Annotated in this window: 15 protein-coding genes; 11 read left to right on the top strand and 4 right to left on the bottom strand. The window is 70.5% G+C overall.

The features are described from left to right. Nucleotides 1–261, bottom strand: a 261-nt coding sequence (locus tag C1J00_RS20600; protein ID WP_146046217.1) for a DUF1707 SHOCT-like domain-containing protein, incomplete at its 3' end; no start/stop codon positions are given. Nucleotides 262–415: 154 nt separating this feature from the next. Here C1J00_RS20600 and C1J00_RS20595 point away from each other — a divergent pair. The 4 genes from C1J00_RS20595 to C1J00_RS20580 all read left to right on the top strand — a co-directional run bounded on the left by C1J00_RS20595 (nt 416) and on the right by C1J00_RS20580 (nt 6,816). Beyond that, complete coding sequence (locus tag C1J00_RS20595) at nt 416–2,092, top strand: fumarate hydratase (protein WP_102910538.1); 1,677 nt, start codon at nt 416–418, stop codon at nt 2,090–2,092. Between the two features lie 77 nt (nt 2,093–2,169). Then, entirely contained in the window at nt 2,170–3,573 is a 1,404-nt protein-coding gene (locus C1J00_RS20590; protein WP_102910537.1) for a class II fumarate hydratase, read from the top strand. An 83-nt stretch (nt 3,574–3,656) separates the two neighbouring features. Further along, the gene (gene fomD, locus C1J00_RS20585; RefSeq protein WP_102910536.1) at nt 3,657–4,349 is read left to right on the top strand and encodes a cytidylyl-2-hydroxypropylphosphonate hydrolase; all 693 of its coding nucleotides are present in this window, start codon (nt 3,657–3,659) and stop codon (nt 4,347–4,349) included. A 322-nt stretch (nt 4,350–4,671) separates the two neighbouring features. After that, a complete protein-coding gene (locus C1J00_RS20580; protein ID WP_102910535.1) occupies nt 4,672–6,816 on the top strand; it encodes a SpoIIE family protein phosphatase in 2,145 nt (714 codons plus the stop codon). A gap of 57 nt (nt 6,817–6,873) precedes the next feature. On the opposite strand, the gene C1J00_RS20575 is transcribed toward C1J00_RS20580, so the two are convergent. Further along, the gene (locus tag C1J00_RS20575) at nt 6,874–9,165 is read right to left on the bottom strand and encodes a transglycosylase domain-containing protein (RefSeq protein WP_102910539.1); all 2,292 of its coding nucleotides are present in this window, start codon (nt 9,163–9,165) and stop codon (nt 6,874–6,876) included. A gap of 261 nt (nt 9,166–9,426) precedes the next feature. Between C1J00_RS20575 and C1J00_RS20570 the strand changes: the two genes are divergently transcribed. The 5 genes from C1J00_RS20570 (at nt 9,427) to C1J00_RS20550 (ending at nt 14,290) form a co-directional block, all read left to right on the top strand. Next, nucleotides 9,427–10,362, top strand: coding sequence for an SPFH domain-containing protein (locus C1J00_RS20570; RefSeq protein WP_102910534.1), 936 nt, complete (start codon nt 9,427–9,429; stop codon nt 10,360–10,362). Further along, on the top strand, nt 10,359–10,619 hold the full coding sequence (locus tag C1J00_RS20565; RefSeq protein WP_102910533.1) for a type II toxin-antitoxin system antitoxin: 261 nt from the start codon (nt 10,359–10,361) through the stop codon (nt 10,617–10,619). The genes C1J00_RS20570 and C1J00_RS20565 overlap by 4 nt, the downstream gene beginning before the upstream one ends. A gap of 127 nt (nt 10,620–10,746) precedes the next feature. After that, entirely contained in the window at nt 10,747–11,271 is a 525-nt protein-coding gene (locus tag C1J00_RS20560; protein ID WP_102910532.1) for a PadR family transcriptional regulator, read from the top strand. Then, the gene (locus tag C1J00_RS20555; protein ID WP_102910531.1) at nt 11,268–11,957 is read left to right on the top strand and encodes an ABC transporter ATP-binding protein; all 690 of its coding nucleotides are present in this window, start codon (nt 11,268–11,270) and stop codon (nt 11,955–11,957) included. The genes C1J00_RS20560 and C1J00_RS20555 overlap by 4 nt, the downstream gene beginning before the upstream one ends. Then, nucleotides 11,954–14,290 carry an ABC transporter permease gene (locus C1J00_RS20550; RefSeq protein WP_102910530.1) on the top strand — a complete coding sequence of 779 codons (2,337 nt, stop codon included), beginning with the start codon at nt 11,954–11,956 and terminating at the stop codon, nt 14,288–14,290. The genes C1J00_RS20555 and C1J00_RS20550 overlap by 4 nt, the downstream gene beginning before the upstream one ends. 90 nt (nt 14,291–14,380) lie before the next feature. Here C1J00_RS20550 and C1J00_RS20545 read toward each other — a convergent pair whose 3' ends face one another. Further along, nucleotides 14,381–15,331 (bottom strand): hydrogen peroxide-inducible genes activator, encoded by a 951-nt coding sequence (locus C1J00_RS20545; RefSeq protein WP_102910529.1) that lies wholly within the window; start codon nt 15,329–15,331, stop codon nt 14,381–14,383. Between the two features lie 133 nt (nt 15,332–15,464). On the opposite strand from C1J00_RS20545, the gene C1J00_RS20540 reads away from it, so the two are divergent. Beyond that, nucleotides 15,465–16,019, top strand: coding sequence for a peroxiredoxin (locus tag C1J00_RS20540; protein WP_031132607.1), 555 nt, complete (start codon nt 15,465–15,467; stop codon nt 16,017–16,019). A gap of 6 nt (nt 16,020–16,025) precedes the next feature. Beyond that, complete coding sequence (locus tag C1J00_RS20535; protein WP_102910528.1) at nt 16,026–16,559, top strand: alkyl hydroperoxide reductase; 534 nt, start codon at nt 16,026–16,028, stop codon at nt 16,557–16,559. A gap of 82 nt (nt 16,560–16,641) precedes the next feature. Here the strand turns inward: C1J00_RS20535 and C1J00_RS20530 are convergent. Further along, the coding region (locus tag C1J00_RS20530; RefSeq protein ID WP_102910527.1) for an AI-2E family transporter at nt 16,642–17,786 on the bottom strand (1,145 nt) is incomplete at its 5' end.

Raw genomic sequence — 17,786 nt, 5'->3', positions numbered from 1 at the left:
GTGCGGGGCGGGAGCCGGGGAGGAGCCGGGGCCCTGGCGGTGGGCCGCGGGCAGGTCCCGTATGAAGACCTCCAGCTCGCCGACCGTCTTGGCGCGCAGCACCCCTTCGACGCGCTCGGCGTGCTCGTCCGCGGTGAGACGGCCTTCGGCCAGGGCGTCGTGCAGGATGTCGGCGATACGGTCGCGCTCGGCGTCGGAGGCGCGGAACTCGGAGACGGCGGGCGCGCCCGGCTGCTGAGGGTCCTGCTTCTGAAGGTCCACGGCAGCAGCGTACCCAAACACGATAGATCGCGACACCTCACAGAGCGGCCCGGGTGTGACGAACTGAGCCTTACCTCACAAGCTCGGCGCGGGAGCCAGGTTCTACGCTGTTGGCGCCCGCCAAAGGAGGCGGGCCGCGTCTGTCGAGTGAGGAATGGGCGAGATGCCTGAGTTCGCGTACACCGATCTGCTCCCCCAGGGAGAGGACACCACGCCTTACCGGCTGGTGACCTCCGAGGGTGTCTCCACGGTCGAGGGGCCGGACGGGCGGACCTTTCTCCAGGTGGAGCCGGAGGCGCTGCGCAAGCTCGCCGAGGAGGCCGTCCACGACATCCAGCACTACCTGCGCCCCGCCCACCTCGCGCAGCTGCGCCGGATCATCGACGACCCCGAGGCCTCCGGCAACGACAAGTTCGTCGCGCTGGACCTGCTGAAGAACGCGAACATCGCGGCGGCCGGTGTGCTGCCGATGTGCCAGGACACGGGCACGGCGATCGTGATGGGCAAGCGCGGGCAGAACGTGCTGACGGCCGGCCGCGACGAGGAGGCCCTGAGCCACGGCATCCACGACGCGTACAAGAACCTGAACCTGCGCTATTCGCAGATGGCTCCGCTCACCATGTGGGAGGAGAAGAACACCGGCTCCAACCTCCCCGCGCAGATCGAGCTGTACGCGGCGGACGGCGGCGCCTACAAGTTCCTCTTCATGGCGAAGGGCGGCGGCTCGGCAAACAAGTCGTTCCTGTACCAGGAGACGAAGGCCGTCCTGAACGAGTCCTCCATGATGAAGTTCCTGGAGGAGAAGATCCGTTCGCTGGGCACGGCGGCCTGCCCGCCGTACCACCTGGCGATCGTGGTCGGCGGTACGTCGGCCGAGTACGCGCTGAAGACCGCCAAGTACGCCTCCGCGCACTACCTGGACGAGATCCCGGCGGAGGGCTCGGAGCTCGGGCACGGCTTCCGGGACAAGGAGCTGGAGGAGAAGGTCTTCGAGCTGACGCAGAAGATCGGCATCGGCGCGCAGTTCGGCGGCAAGTACTTCTGCCACGACGTGCGTGTGGTGCGTCTGCCCCGGCACGGCGCGTCCTGCCCGGTCGCCATCGCGGTGTCGTGCTCCGCCGACCGCCAGGCCGTCGCGAAGATCACGGCCGAGGGCGTCTTCCTGGAGCAGCTGGAGACGGACCCGGCGCGGTTCCTGCCGGAGACGACGGACGAGCACCTCGACGAGAGCGACGTCGTCAGGATCGACCTGAACCAGCCGATGGACGCCATCCTCGCCGAGCTGACCAAGCACCCGGTGAAGACCCGGCTGTCCCTGACCGGCCCGCTGGTCGTGGCCCGCGACATCGCGCACGCCAAGATCAAGGAGCGGCTGGACGCGGGCGAGGAGATGCCGCAGTACCTGAAGGACCACCCGGTGTACTACGCCGGTCCGGCCAAGACGCCCGAGGGCTACGCGTCCGGCTCCTTCGGCCCGACCACGGCCGGCCGGATGGACTCCTACGTGGAGCAGTTCCAGGCGGCGGGCGGCTCCAAGGTGATGCTGGCCAAGGGCAACCGCAGCAAGCAGGTCACGGCCGCCTGCGACGCCCACGGCGGCTTCTACCTCGGGTCCATCGGCGGCCCGGCCGCGCGTCTGGCGCAGGACTGCATCAAGAAGGTCGAGGTCGTCGAGTACGAGGAGCTCGGCATGGAGGCCGTCTGGAAGATCGAGGTCGAGGACTTCCCGGCCTTCGTCGTCGTCGACGACAAGGGCAACGACTTCTTCCAGGACCCCGCGCCGGCCCCGACCTTCACCTCCATTCCGGTACGCGGCCCCGGACTCGCCTGACAACGGCGGTGACGATTCGCCTCCGCGGGGAACAGTGGTCGCGGCGCTGACGCTGTGACACGTGGAGGTGATCGTCGATGACCGACGAGCAGGACAGGACCGAGTACCGCACCGAGCACGACTCCATGGGCGAGGTGCGGGTGCCCGCCCACGCCAAGTGGCGGGCCCAGACCCAGCGGGCCGTGGAGAACTTCCCCGTCTCCGGGCAGCGCATCGAGCGCGCGCACATCGAGGCACTGGCCCGCATCAAGGGGGCGGCGGCCAAGGTCAACGCCGAGCTGGGGGTCCTGGACAAGGACATCGCCGGGGCGGTCCAGGAGGCGGCCGGGGAGGTCGCCGAGGGCAAGTGGGACGCGCACTTCCCGGTCGACGTGTTCCAGACCGGGTCCGGGACCTCGTCCAACATGAACACCAACGAGGTCATCGCCACCCTCGCGAGCGAGCGCCTGGGCAGCGCCGTGCACCCGAACGACCACGTGAACGCCTCCCAGTCGTCCAACGACGTCTTCCCCTCCTCGATCCACATCGCCGCCACCGCCGCCGTGACGCGCGATCTGGTCCCCGCCCTGGAGCACCTCGCCGCCTCCCTGGAGCGCAAGGCCGAGGAGTTCGCCGACGTCGTGAAGTCGGGGCGGACGCACCTCATGGACGCCACGCCCGTGACGCTGGGCCAGGAGTTCGGCGGGTACGCGGCCCAGGTGCGGTACGGCGTCGAGCGGCTTCAGGCCTCCCTCCCCCGGCTCGCCGAACTGCCCCTGGGCGGCACGGCCGTCGGCACCGGCATCAACACCCCGCCCGGCTTCTCCGCCGCCGTCATCGAGGAGGTCGCCCGCACCACCGGGCTGCCTCTCACCGAGGCCCGGAACCACTTCGAGGCGCAGGGCGCCCGGGACGGCATCGTCGAGACCAGCGGGCAGCTGCGGACCATCGCGGTCGGGTTGACGAAGATCGCCAACGATCTGCGCTGGATGTCCTCCGGGCCGCGCACCGGCCTCGCCGAGATCGCTCTGCCCGACCTCCAGCCCGGCTCCTCGATCATGCCGGGCAAGGTGAATCCGGTCATTCCGGAGGCCGTGCTGATGGTCGCCGCACAGGTCGTAGGCAACGACGCCACCGTCGCGACCGCCGGCGCCGCCGGGAACTTCGAGCTGAACGTGATGCTGCCGGTCATCGCGAAGAACGTGCTGGAGTCGGTCCGGCTGCTCGCCAACGTGACGCGGCTGCTGGCCGACCGCACCGTGGACGGCATCACCGCGAACCGCGAGCGGGCGCGGGAGTACGCCGAGTCCTCCCCCTCCGTCGTCACGCCGCTCAACAAGTACATCGGCTACGAGGAGGCCGCGAAGGTCGCGAAGAAGGCGCTGGCCGAACGGAAGACGATCCGTCAGGTCGTGCAGGACGGCGGCTACGTGGAGCGCGGGGACCTGACCGCGGAGCAGCTCGACGAGGCACTGGATGTCCTGCGGATGACACACCCGTGACGACTGGACGCGGGCGTGTGCCCGGCGCATGAACCGTGACACGCGCCGCAGCGTCGGGTGCCTACGGCACCTAATATCTGTTCATGGCAGACGGTGAAGCGGTGAGACGCGTGGAAACGGGTGGTGCGGCAGGCTTCTGGGCGCCCGGGAGCCGGATCCTGTGGCGGTACCGGGAGAACGGCGGCACGCACGTGCACATCGCGCGTCCTGTCACCGTCGTCCGGGACGACGCGGACCTGCTCGCCGTATGGCTGGCGCCCGGCACCGAGTGTGTGAAGCCCGTGCTCGCCGACGGCACGCCCGTGCACCTGGAACCGCTGGAGTCGCGCTACACCAAGCCGCGCACCGTGCAGCGCGACCGGTGGTTCGGCACGGGTGTGCTGAAGCTGGCCCGGCCCGGCGAGCCCTGGTCGGTGTGGCTGTTCTGGGAGCCGGGCTGGCGGTTCAAGAACTGGTACGTGAACCTGGAGGAGCCGCTGACCCGTTGGGCGGGCGGCGTCGACTCGGTCGACCATTTCCTGGACATCTCCGTCCATCCCGACCGAAGTTGGCACTGGAGGGACGAGGACGAGTTCGCCCAGGCCCGGCGGGACGGGCTGATGGGCGACCAACAGGCGGAAAAGGTGCGAGAGGCTGGGCGGGATGCGGTGGAGGTGATCCGCGCCTGGGGGCCTCCGTTCTCGGAAGGCTGGCAGCAGTGGCGCCCGGATCCGTCCTGGGCGGTACCGTCACTGCCGGAGGACTGGGATCGTACGCCCGCGCATGTGTCCTCATGAGACCCTTGATGCGCCCCCGGGCAAGAAACGTAGGATCGTCCTCCGCAAGGGCGCGCGGTGGCAACTACCGGAGCACGCGCTGGGCTTGACCGATCGTCACCGAGGGGCGGCAGGACGTGAGCGAGGGGTACGAGGGCAACACCGGAAGGGCCTGCGCCACGGGCCCCAGGGGCCGTCAGACGGCCCTTGAGGGCCGCAGACGGTCCGCCGGTGGCACAGGAACAACCTCTGACCACGCGGGAATTCCGTTCCTGGGGCACGTATTCCGGGTATCGGAGTTTCGGCGGGACCAACTGCGCGCGCGGCGCGCAGCCCCGGACGGATGGATGCGACACGCGTGACGGAGCAGCCGACCTCGTTCGAACGCCCCCAGACGGGCGTCGACCCCGCGGATCCCCGCGGGGCGTTCGTGCATACCCCGACACCGGCGCGTGCGCCAGGCGCCGGCGCCTTACCGGTACAGGGCCGCCCCGGCGGCGACGTCACCGTTCCGGTCACGACGGCACACAGCACGCCGGGCACGTCGGAGCCGGGCACCTCCACGCCGTTCGGCAAGGGCAAGGACATTGTGAGCGACCCCGCCTCCGAGCACTCCCAGCCGGGTGCCGAGCAGACCGCCGAGCGCGAGACGCCTCGGCCGCGCCCCGCCCCCGAGGGCATTCCGGTCCAGCCGGCCGACGAACAGGGCCGGTCGGCGGTGGACACCGACGGGCAGGAACGGCGCAGCGGCCAGAGCCTGCCGCCCGGTCGGCCCACGCCCATGCGGCGGGACGGCGACCGGCTCAGGTTCGTGGGGGCCGCCACCCGGCGGATCGCCCGCGGCATCGACCTGGACGAGATCGTGATGGGGCTGTGCCGGGCCACCGTGCCCACCTTCTCCGACGCGATCCTGGTCTATCTGCGCGACCCGTTGCCCGTCGGCGACGAGCGGCCCACCGGCCCGCTGGTGCTGCGGCTGCGCCGCACCGACCGGATACCGGCGGAGCGCGACACGGAGAACGGCTTCCTGCCGGCCGCGCAGCCCGAGCCGAACGAGCTGGACACGGTCGGCGCGGAGCTGTGCGAGGTGCGGCCCGGCAGCGCGCTGGCCGAGGTCCTGCGCGGTGTGCGCCCGGTGTTCACGGACGCTCCGGCGGCCCGCGCCGCCCTGCCGGAACTGCTCGGTGAAGACGGCGAGTTCGGCGTGCCGGACGGGCAGCGCGCGATCCTCGCCCCGCTGCGCGGCCGGCGCCGGGTCATCGGTGCGGCGCTGTTCCTGCGCAGGCCCGAGCGCATGGCGTTCGAGCCGGACGACCTCCTGGTGGCCGCCCAGCTCGCCACGCACAGCGCCCTCGGCATCGACAAGGCGGTGCTGTACGGCCGCGAGGCCTACATCGCGGACGAGCTGCAGCGCACCATGCTGCCCGAGACGCTCCCCCGCCCGACGGGTGTGCGGCTGGCCTCTCGCTACCTGCCGGCCGCGGAGACGGCCCGGGTGGGTGGCGACTGGTACGACGCGATCCCGCTGCCCGGCAGCCGGGTCGCCCTGGTCGTCGGTGACGTCATGGGCCACTCCATGACGTCGGCCGCCATCATGGGCCAGCTGCGCACCACGGCCCAGACCCTCGCCGGCCTGGACCTGCCGCCGCAGGAGGTCCTGCACCACCTCGACGAACAGGCCCAGCGCCTCGGCGTGGACCGCATGGCGACCTGCCTCTACGCCGTGTACGACCCGGTATCGCACCGCATCACCATCGCCAACGCCGGTCACCCGCCGCCCGTCCTGCTGCACCTGGGCGGCCGGGCCGAGGTGCTGCGCGTGCCCGCCGGTGCCCCGATCGGCGTCGGCGGCGTGGACTTCGAGGCCGTGGAGCTGGACGCGCCCGCCGGGGCGACCCTGCTGCTCTACACCGACGGCCTGGTCGAGTCGCGGCTGCGCGATGTGTGGACCGGCATCGAGCAGCTGCGGGAGAAGCTCGCCGCGGTCGCGCAGCTCACCGGGCCGGACCATCCGCCGCCCCTGGAAGCGCTGTGCGACGAGGTGCTCGACATGCTCGGCCCGGGCGACCGGGACGACGACATCGCGCTGCTCGCCGCCCGCTTCGACGGGATCGCGCCCAGTGACGTGGCGTACTGGTTCCTGGAGCCGGAGGACGCCGCCCCCGGCCGGGCCCGCCGGCTGGCCCGCCGCGCATTGCAGCGCTGGGGCCTGGAGGAGCTCAGCGACTCCGTGGAGCTGCTCGTCAGCGAGGTCGTGACGAACGCCGTGCGGTACGCCTCCCGGCCGGTGACGCTGCGTCTGCTGCGTACGGACGTGCTGCGCTGCGAGGTCGGCGACGACGTGCCGCAGCTGCCGCGGCTGCGCCAGGCCCGGGCCACCGACGAGGGCGGCCGCGGGCTGTACCTGGTGAACCGGATGGCCCGGCGCTGGGGTGCGACCCGGCTCAGCACGGGCAAGGTGGTCTGGTTCGAGCTCAACCGCAACTGAGGCCCGTGGGGACGAGCGAAGGGCGCCCGGTGTTCACCGGGCGCCCTTCGGCGTCTCCTACGGGTCCTCGCCCGGCTTGACCGGGTCGAACGGGTCACCGCCGCCGTCGTCCGGCGGTGTCGTCTGCGGGGCCGTGGGCGGGGTGAAGGTGGGCGGTGTCGTCGACGGACTCGGTGGCGGAGAGGTCGAGGGCTCCTCCGTCGTCGGCGGCGGGGACGACGACGGCTCGTCGGTCGTCGGCTCCTGCGTGGGCTCCTTGGTCGGCTCCTGCGTGGGCGTCGGCGTAAAGGTCGGCTGGACGGCCGCGCCCTGCTGGGTCTCCAGGTCGAACTTGCTGACGTCGCCCATCACGCCGAAGGTGTACGCCGCCCAGATCTGCGCCGGGAACCCGCCGCCGTTGACCCGGGGCTCGCCGCCCGCCTTGTACATCGGGACCTGTGCCTGCGTCTTGGCGTCCTCGCCGAACAGGCCGACCGAGGTCACGAGGTTCGGCGTGTAGCCGGTGAACCAGGCCGACTTGTTGTTGTCGGACGTACCCGTCTTGCCCGCGACCTGCTGGCCGTCGCGGCCAGGGTTGTTGGCCACGGACTGCTGGGCGGTGCCGTCGTCGACCACACCGGTCAGCACCGAGGTGACCGAGTCGGCGGCCTCCCGGCTGATGACCTGGTCGCCGACCGGGTCGGGCATGGTGACCGTGCGGTTCAGGTGCTCGGCCGACTTCACGAGGGCGGGGGTGACCTTCTTGCCGTGGTTGTCGAGCGTCGCGTAGACCCCGGCCATCTGCAGGGGGCTCGCGCCCATGCTGCCCAGCGTCTGCGCGGGCACGGCCTCCATGTTCTTGGTGTCCATGCCGAGCTTGCCGGCGACGTCCACCACCTCGGACATGCCGACGTCGACGCCCATCTGCGCGAAGACCGAGTTGACGGACTTGTTCATGGCCGTCTGGACGGAGATCGGGCCGTAGTTCCGGTCGTCCTCGTTCTCGGGGGCGAAGCCGACCTTGCGGCCGTCCTCCACGACCGGGCGCTTGCTCGTGCCGTCGTAGACGGTGCTCGCGGTGATCGGCTTGCCGTCCTGCGTCTTCGCCTGCTCCTCCAGGGCCGCGGCCAGGATGACCGGCTTGAAGGTGGAGGCCGGCTGGTAGTCGGAACGGGTCGCGTTGTTCATGTAGTGCTTGAAGTAGTCCACTCCGCCGTACATGGCGACCAAGGCGCCCGTCTTCGGGTTCACGGACGCGGCACCGGCCTGGACGTTCCCGTCGACCTTGCGCTTGTCGGGGTCGAGCTTGCTGGTCAGCTGCTGCCGGACGGATTTCTCCAGCGCGGCCTGCTTCTTCTTGTCGATGTTGAGCGTGACGGTCCAGCCGCCCCGGTCCACCAGCGCTTCCGCCTGCTTCTCATCCTCGGCGGCGCCCTGGGCGACCAGTTGCTTCTCCAGGTCGGCGTTGGCAGCCTTCACCAGGTAGCCGGTCTGGCCCCCCAGACTCGGGTCGGCCTTCGGCTTCTCGGGGGTCGGGAACCTCATGGCCTCCCGCTCGGACTTGCCGAGCCAGCCTTGCTGGACCATGTTGTCCAGGACGTAGTTCCATCGGGCCTTTACCAGTTTCCTGCCGGTGTCGGTGGCGATCGCCCAGTCGTACTGGTTCGGCGCCTGGAGGAGCGCGGCGAGGTAGGCGCCCTGCTCGACCGTCAGGGTCTTGGCGTCCACGCGGTAGTAGGCCTGCGCGGCGGCTTGGATGCCGTAGGCGCCACGGCCGTAGTAGCTGGTGTTGATGTAGCCGGCGAGGATGTAGTCCTTCGACTTCTCCCGGTCCAGCTTGAGCGAGATGACCAGTTCCTTCAGCTTGCGCGAGACGGTCTGGTCCTGCGTCAGGTAGAAGTTCTTGACGTACTGCTGGGTGATCGTGGAGCCGCCCTGCGCGCCCTTGCCGGAGACGGTGTTGAGCAGGCCGCGGGCCGTGCCCTTGAGGTCGACACCGGCGTCCTTGTAGAAGGTCTTGTTCTCGGCGGCGACGAAGGTCTTCTGGACGGGCTTGGGCACCTCGGCCAGTCCCACGATCTCGCGGTTGCGGTCACCCGCGCGGGCCAGCAGCGAGCCGTCGCTGTACTTGTAGACGTTGCTCTGCAGCTTGGCGTCGGCGTTCCCCTCCGGGATGTCGATCACCATGTACAGCACGATGAAGGCGCCCATGCCCAGCAGGCACAGGCCGAGGAAGGTGCCGAGGATCTTCTTCCAGGTGAAGAGCCTGCGTATGCCGCTCTTCCCGGCCGTGGCCGATGAACGGCGGCTCTTGGGTGCCGCCCGGCGCCCACCGCGCTGTCGGGCGCGTCTCTCTTCCGCTCGTCCCATGGGTCCGATCCGCTCCGCTTCGTTCATGTGTGCTCACGCGTCACACAGGTTCGCCGCTCAGGTCAGCTCAGAAAGCTAACACCGGGAGATAAGAGATAGGGCTGCCGATCCGGCCCTTTGCGGACGTGACAATCAGCACCCATCCCAACGGAACCGACGTACGAGACACGCAAAGGGTTGCCAGGACGCGATAAAGTGATATCACTTAGATAGAGAGAAGCTATGCAGGAGTGGCTTCGACAGAAGAACGGGGGACCACCCATGTCCGCACACGACACGCACGTCACCGCCGATGTGCCCGAGATGCCGGCACCACGCGTACGGGAGTTCAGCGCGCACAGCATCGGCGGCGGGCTGGCCCTGCTGCTCGGCCTGCTCGGCCTGCTGGCCGGCGCGGGGCTGATCGCGCTCGCTCCTTCGGTGGACGCGAGCGGCGCCAAGGCGGGGCTGATCATCGGCGGCATCCTGGTCGCGCTCGCGGCGTTCCTCGCCATGTGCGGGCTGAACATGGTGGCGCCGGGCGAGGCCCGGGTCGTCCAGCTCTTCGGCCGCTACCGCGGCACGATCCGGCAGGACGGCCTGCGCTGGGTGAACCCCTTCACCTCCCGCACGAAGATCTCGACGCGCGTACGCAACCACGAGACAGCCGTCCTGAAGGTCAACGACGCCTACGGCAACCCCATCGAACTCGCCGCGGTCGTGGTGTGGCGCGTCGAGGACACCGCCCAGGCCACCTTCGAGGTCGACGACTACATCGAGTTCGTCTCCACCCAGACCGAGGCGGCCGTGCGGCACATCGCCATCGAGTACCCCTACGACGCCCACGAGGAGGACGGGCTCTCGCTGCGCGGCAACGCCGAGGAGATCACCGAGAAGCTCGCGGTCGAGCTGCACGCCCGCGTGGAGGCGGCCGGCGTGCAGATCATCGAGTCCCGCTTCACGCACCTGGCGTACGCCCCCGAGATCGCCTCGGCGATGCTCCAGCGACAGCAGGCCGGAGCGGTGGTCGCGGCGCGGCGGCAGATCGTGGACGGCGCGGTGGGCATGGTGGAGGCGGCGATCGCCCGGATCACCGAGCGCGACATCGTGGAGCTGGACTCCGAACGGAAGGCGGCGATGGTCTCCAACCTGATGGTGGTGCTGTGCGGTGACCGGGCCGCGCAGCCGGTCCTCAACACCGGGTCCCTCTACCAGTGACGGTCCCTCCCGAAGGCCAGGGCCCGCAGCGCCGGCCGCAGCAGCAGCGCAAGCAGGTGCTGCTGCGGCTGGACCCGGCGGTGTACGAGGCGCTCGCGCGGTGGGCCGGGGACGAGCTGCGGTCGGCCAACGCACAGATCGAGTTCCTGTTGCGGAAGGCGCTGGCCGAGGCGGGGCGGCTGCCGCGGGAGACCGGGCCGCTGCCCCGCCGGGGGCGGCCGCCGGGGGGCTCCACCCCCGGCCCTCCGCCGGCCTGAACACCCGGCCGGACGGCTGTTGCGGAACCGTGACAACACGCTCCGACCTGCACGGCCGCACCCCACGCCATGCGCTGCACCCGCGGCGTATACATGCCGCGTATACACCCCGTGTACAGTCCTGCCCATGTCCATCGGTCACACTCTCCTGGGACTCCTGGAGTCCGGCCCACGTCATGGTTACGACCTGAAACGGGCCTTCGACGAGAAGTTCGGTCACGACCGGCCACTGCACTACGGCCAGGTCTACTCGACGATGTCCCGTCTGCTGAAGCACGGGCTCGTCGAGGTCGACGGCATCGAGGCGGGCGACGGGCCCGAGCGCAAGCGGTACGCGATCACCGAGGCCGGCATCACCGACGTCGCGCGCTGGCTCGCCACACCCGAGAAGCCGGAGCCCTACCTCCAGTCGACCCTCTACACGAAGGTCGTCCTGGCCCTGCTCACCCACCGCGACGCCGGTGACATCCTCGACAACCAGCGCTCGGAGCACCTGCGCAGCATGCGGATCCTCACCGACCGCAAGCGCAAGGGCGATCTGGCCGACCAGCTCATCTGCGACCACGCGCTGTTCCACCTGGAGGCGGACCTGCGCTGGCTGGAGCTGGCCGCGGCCCGTCTGGACAAGCTCCGTGAGGCGGTGACCCGGTGACGATTCCCGCTGGTTCGCTCCTCACCGCCCAGGACCTGCGCAAGGTGTACGGGCCGACGACCGCCCTCGACGGTGCCGGGTTCTCCATCCATCCGGGCGAGGTCGTCGCCGTGATGGGCCCGTCCGGGTCGGGCAAGTCGACCCTGCTGCACTGCCTGGCCGGGATCGTCATGCCGGACTCGGGGTCGATCACGTACAACGGGCGCGAGGTGACCGCGATGAGCGACGCCGAGCGCAGTGCGCTGCGGCGCTCCGAGTTCGGCTTCGTGTTCCAGTTCGGGCAGCTCGTACCGGAACTCACCTGCGTGGAGAACGTCGCGCTGCCGCTGCGGCTGAACGGCTCGCCCCGCAGGGAGGCCGAGCGGACGGCGCTGGCGTGGATGGAACGGCTGGAGGTCGACGACCTCCGCAAGAAGCGGCCCGGCGAGGTCTCCGGCGGTCAGGGGCAGCGGGTCGCCGTGGCCCGCTCGCTGGTGACGAACCCGCGGGTGGTCTTCGCCGACGAACCGACCGGCGCGCTCGACTCGTTCAACGGCGAGCGTGTGATGGAACTGCTCACGGACGCCGCCCGGTCGGCCAACACGGCGGTGGTGCTCGTCACCCACGAGGCGCGGGTGGCCGCGTACTCCGACCGCGAGGTCGTCGTCCGGGACGGCAAGTCCCGTGACATGGAGCGCGTCGTATGAGCGTCAGGCAGTGGAGCCGGGACCTGGGCATGGGGGTCCGGTTCGCCTTCGCCGGTGGACGCGAGGGGTGGACCCGGGCGCTGCTCACGGCCGTCGGCGTCGGGCTCGGAGTGGCGCTGCTGCTGCTCACCACCGCCATCCCGGGTGCGCTGGCGGAACGGGACCGGCGCGAGGAGGCGCGCAGCGACCACACGTTCAGCCAGGAGAAGATACCGAAGGCCGACGACACGCTGGTGGTCGTGGACGCGGACACCACGTTCCGCAACCTGGACGTGCGTGGCAGGCTGCTGGAGCCGGACGGCCCGAAGGCCCCGCTGCCGCCTGGCGTCTCGGAGTTCCCGGCGGTGGGCGAGATGGTCGTCTCCCCCGCGCTGAAGGAGCTGCTCGACTCCGACGACGGCAAGCTGCTGCGGGAACGGCTGGACTACCGCGTCTCCGGCACCATCGGCGAGCAGGGGCTCGTCGGCTCGCAGGAACTCGCCTACTTCGCGGGCGGCAAGGGGCTGGCGAAGCTGCTGGACGGCGCCGCGAGCGGCGCCCGGATCGACCACTTCGGCAGCGACGACCTGGGGTCGTCCGACCCCTGGGACCCGGTGCTGCTCCTGCTGGTCCTGGTCGTCTTCGTGGTGCTGCTGATGCCGGTCGCCGTGTTCATCGCCGCGGCCGTACGGTTCGGCGGCGAGCGGCGCGACCGCAGGCTGGCGGCGCTGCGGCTGGTCGGCTCCGACAGCCGGATGACCCGGCGGATCGCCGCCGGCGAGGCGCTCGCCGGTTCCGTGCTGGGGCTCGTCCTCGGCACCGGGTTCTTCCTCCTCGGACGGCAACTGGCGGCATCCGTCGAGGTGTTCCGCGTCAGCGTGTTCCCGAGCTATCTGAACCCCTCTCCCCTGCTGGCCGTGTTGGTCGCACTGGCGGTGCCTGCGGCCGCGGTCCTGGTGACGATCCTCGCGCTGCGGGGCGTGGTCATCGAGCCCCTCGGAGTGGTGCGCACGGCCAAGCCCTCACGGCGCCGGCTGTGGTGGCGGCTGCTGCTGCCGCTGGGCGGACTGGCGCTGCTCTACCCGATGATGGGGCAGGGCAACGACGGCGGGGACTTCAACCAGTACCTGGTCGTCGGCGGCGTGATGCTGCTCCTGATCGGTGTCACGGCGCTGCTTCCCTGGGTCGTGGAGACGGTCGTCGCACGGCTCGGTCCGGGCGGGGTCGCCTGGCAACTGGCCGTGCGCCGACTTCAGTTGAGCAGCGGTGTGGCGGCCCGTATGGTCAACGGCATCGCCGTGGCGGTGGCCGGGGCGATCGCGCTGCAGATGCTGTTCGCCGGGGTGGAGGACAACTACACCAGGGCGTCGCAGTACGACGTCTCCCGGGCCCAGATGAGCGTGGACGTGCCGGACGGCAGCGACGCCGCCCCGGTCGCCGCGCAGTACCGCGACACCGAGGGCGTACGCAAGGTCACCACCCTGTCGGATTTCCATCTCGGCGACCGGCGCGAGGCGGACGCCCTCATCCAGATCACCGTGGCCGACTGCGTGTCGCTGCGTGAAGTCGCAACGCTCCCCGGCTGCCGCGACGGTGACGTGTTCGCGGCCAAGGGCTCGGAGTACGACAGCGACAGCGAGCGCCTGGCCGTGCCCGGCACGCCCCTGTGGGCCGAATCAGAGGAATCCGGTCGCGCCGGCGACCGTACGGTCTCCTGGACCGTTCCGCGGGGCATCCGGCAGGCCGAGTCCCGCGAGGACCCCACCGGGTACGAGCGCGGCGGCCTCCTGATCACCCCCGGCGCGCTGCCCGGGAAGCTCAAGGTGCTCATCTCCACGCGGCTCTTCCTGAGCGTGGACCCCTCGGTGCCGGACGCCTACGACCACGTGCGCAACACGGCCGCGCGGCTCGACCCGACGTCCCAGCCGATGACCTGGCACAGCATCGAGAGCGACGACCGCTACGCCGCCATCCGCACCGGCCTGTCCGTCGGAGCCGCGTGTGTGCTGGCCCTGATCGGGGCGAGTCTGCTGGTCTCGCAGCTGGAACAGTTGCGCGAGCGCCGCAAGCTGCTGTCGTCCCTGGTCGCCTTCGGTACCCGGCGCCGTACCCTCGGCCTGTCGGTGCTGTGGCAGACGGCGATCCCCATCGGTCTCGGCCTGCTGCTCGCCGCGACGGTGGGCATGGCCCTGGGCGCGGTCCTGCTGCGGATGACGAACACCTCGGTCGGGGTGGACTGGCAGAGCGTGCTGTCGATGACCGGCATCGGCGCGGGCGTCGTCCTCGTGGTGACGCTGCTGAGCCTGCCGCCGCTGCTGAAGCTGACGCGGCCGGACGGGCTGCGGACGGAGTAGGGCCGCACGGGCCGTCAGGTCAGGCGGTCCGGCCGACGACCCGTACGGACAGGCTGCGGACGGAGTAGGGCCACACCACGGGCCGTCAGGTCAGGCGTTCCGGTCGACGACCCGTACGGGCAGCGGCCGGAGCGCCTGGCGCAGGGCGGCGGCCAGCTCCGCGTACTCCCCGCCGCGCGCGGCCCCCGCCCGCATCGCCAGCGCGACCCGGCGGGTGGGGGCCGGGTCGGCGAAGTACCCGGTGAGAAGCTGGTTGCTGCGGGAGGTCTCGACCTTGAGGGCGGTGCGCGGCAGCAGGGTGACGCCGAGCCCGCCCGCGACGAGCTGCACCAGGGTGGACAGGCCCGCGGCGGTCGTGGTGACCGGCACGTCGTCGCGGCCGGCCTCCCGGCAGATGTCCAGGGCCTGGTCGCGCAGGCAGTGGCCCTCGTCCAGCAGCAGCAGGTTCAGCTCGCGCAGTGCCTGACGCGGGATGCCCTCCCGGCCGCCGAGCCAGTGGTCGAGCGGGGTGACGAGTACGAAGTCCTCGTCGAACAGCGGCAGTTCGGTCACGCCCGGTACGCCCAGGGGAACGGCGAGCAGCAAGAGGTCGAGCCGGCCGCCGGCCAGGCCGTCGAGCAGGTTGGCGGTCTGCTCCTCGTGCACCTGGAGGTCGAGGTGCGGGTACCGCTCGTGGACGAGCCGCAGGACCGTCGGCAGCAGATAGGGCGCGACCGTCGGGATCACCGCGAGCCGCAGCACCCCGGTGAAGGGCGCCCGGACCGCCTCGGCCTCCTCCATGAGGGCGCCCACCTCCCCCAGGACCGCCTTGGCCCGTACGGCGATCCGCTCACCCTCGGGTGAGAGCAGCACCTTGCGCGTCGTACGCTCCAGGAGCGTCACTCCGAGTGTCTCCTCCAGGGCCGACACGGCACCCGAGAGGGCGGGCTGGCTCATGCCGATCGCGGCGGCCGCGTCCCGGAAATGAAGGTGATCGGCCACCGCCGCGAAGGCGCGGAGCTGGGCGAGGCTGGGCTGCCTGCGCTTATTACCGACAGTCACTGATAACTACCTCCGATCAACTCGACCGAGTGTAGCTATTTCCGCAATCAATCGAGCCTGTGCCAACATCAACACAGTCCAACCCATGGGAAACACCCGCAATCCGGGTGTTTCTTCGCTGCAAGGAGTGTGTGTGCTCACCGTCGGTGACAAGTTCCCCGAGTTCGACCTGACCGCCTGCGTCTCGCTGGAGAAGGGCAAGGAGTTCCAGCAGATCAACCACAAGACCTACGAGGGTCAGTGGAAGGTCATCTTCGCGTGGCCCAAGGACTTCACCTTCGTGTGCCCGACCGAGATCGCCGCCTTCGGCAAGCTGAACGAGGAGTTCGCGGACCGCGACGCGCAGGTCCTCGGCTTCTCCGGTGACTCCGAGTTCGTCCACCACGCCTGGCGCAAGGACCACGACGACCTGCGTGACCTGCCGTTCCCGATGATGGCCGACTCCAAGCACGAGCTGATGCGCGACCTCGGCATCGAGGGCGAGGACGGCTTCGCCAAGCGCGCGGTGTTCATCGTGGACCAGAACAACGAGATCCAGTTCTCGATGGTGACCGCGGGTTCGGTCGGCCGTAACCCGAAGGAGGTCCTCCGGGTCCTGGACGCGCTCCAGACGGACGAGCTGTGCCCCTGCAACTGGTCGAAGGGCGACGAGACCCTCGACCCGGTCGCGCTGCTCTCCGGGGAGTGATCTGACATGTCGCTGGATGCCCTGAAGTCCGCCATACCGGACTACGCCAAGGACCTGAAGCTCAACCTGGGCTCGGTCATCGGCAACTCCGACCTGCCTCCCCAGCAGCTGTGGGGCACGGTGCTGTCGACGGCGATCGCCTCGCGCTCCCCGATCGTGCTGCGCGAGCTGGAGCCGGAGGCGAAGGCGAACCTGTCGCCGGAGGCGTACACGGCCGCCAAGGCCGCCGCCGCGGTGATGGCGATGAACAACGTCTTCTACCGCACCCGTCACCTCCTGTCGGACCACGAGTACGGCACCCTGCGCGCCGGCCTGCGGATGAACGTCATCGGCAACCCGGGCGTCGACAAGGTCGACTTCGAGCTGTGGTCCTTCGCCGTCTCGGCCATCAACGGCTGCGGCATGTGCCTGGACTCCCACGAGCAGGTGCTGCGCAAGGCCGGTCTCGACCGCGAGGTCGTCCAGGAGGCGTTCAAGATCGCCTCCGTGATCCAGGCGGTCGGCGTCACGCTCGACGCCGAGGCGGTCCTGGCCGAGTAACCCACGGCCACACGCCTCATCGCGCGGGGCCCCGCCCACCCGACCGGTGGACGGGGCCCTGCCGCTGTCCCGGGCTCCGGGGCTAATCCGAGGGCGTCTGCGGGGTGGGCTCCGCGCTCACCGCCGTGGCCCCGCGCGGTCGCACGGAGTGCCGGAGTGCCGACTTCTGCGCATACGACCGCAGATACCCGGCGACCGTGTTCGTCACCGCCACCAGCGGCACGGCGACCACCGCACCGCCGATCCCGGCGACCATGCCCCCGCACGCCACCGCCAGCACCACCGCCAGCGGATGCACCCGCACGGCCCGCCCCAGGATGAACGGCTGCAGGATGTGGCCCTCGATCTGCTGTACCGCGAGCACCACCACCAGCGTCATGACCGCCGTGAACACCCCCTGGGTGACCAGCGCGACGACCACCGCCAGCGCCCCGGACACCACCGCGCCCACCAGCGGGATGAAGGCGAACAGGAAGATGAACACCGCCAGCGGCACGGCCATCGGCACGTCGAGGAAGTAGATGCCCAGCCCGATGAAGATCGCGTCGATCAGCGCGACGAGCACCGTGCCCCGCACGTACGCCGTCAGCGTCCGCCACGCCGCCGGACCTGCCCCGGCCACGCCGGGGCGCGCCGCCGCCGGCACCAGCTTCAGCGTCCACTCCCAGATCCGCTTGCCGTCGTAGAGCAGGAACAGCGTCGAGAAGACCGCCAGCAGGATCCCGGTGAGCGCCTCGACGACGACCGTCACGCCCTCCAGACCCGCGGAGGTGATCTGGTCGGTGTTCGCCCCGACCGCCTCGCGAAGGTTCTTGGCGATCTCGTTGATCTGCTTGTCCGTGACGTGGAAGGGGCTGTTCAGCAGCCAGTTCCGCAACTCGTCGATGCCGTCCTGGATCTGGCCCGAGAGATCGTCGATGTTCTCCATGACCTGCCAGGTCACGAACCAGCCGATGAGGCCGATGATGACGAAGCCGAACATCGCCGTCAGCGCGGTCGCCGGCCCGCGCGGCACGCCGCGGCGCCGCAGCCGCGCCACCGTCGGCTGCAGCATCGCCGTGATGAGCAGCGCGATGACGAACGAGAGCACCACGAGCTGGACGGCGCTGATGATCCGCATCAGCACCCAGAGGGTGCCCGCGAGGACGAGGAGCCGCCAGCCGGCCTCTGCGGCGACCCGCACACCCCACGGCACGGCTTGCGCGGGATCGGGGCGGGGGGCGACGT

The organism is Streptomyces cahuitamycinicus, assembly GCF_002891435.1.
GTDB lineage: Bacteria > Actinomycetota > Actinomycetes > Streptomycetales > Streptomycetaceae > Streptomyces > Streptomyces cahuitamycinicus.
Note: the sequence above shows the minus strand (reverse complement) of the source record. Positions and strands in the feature narration are given on the sequence as shown.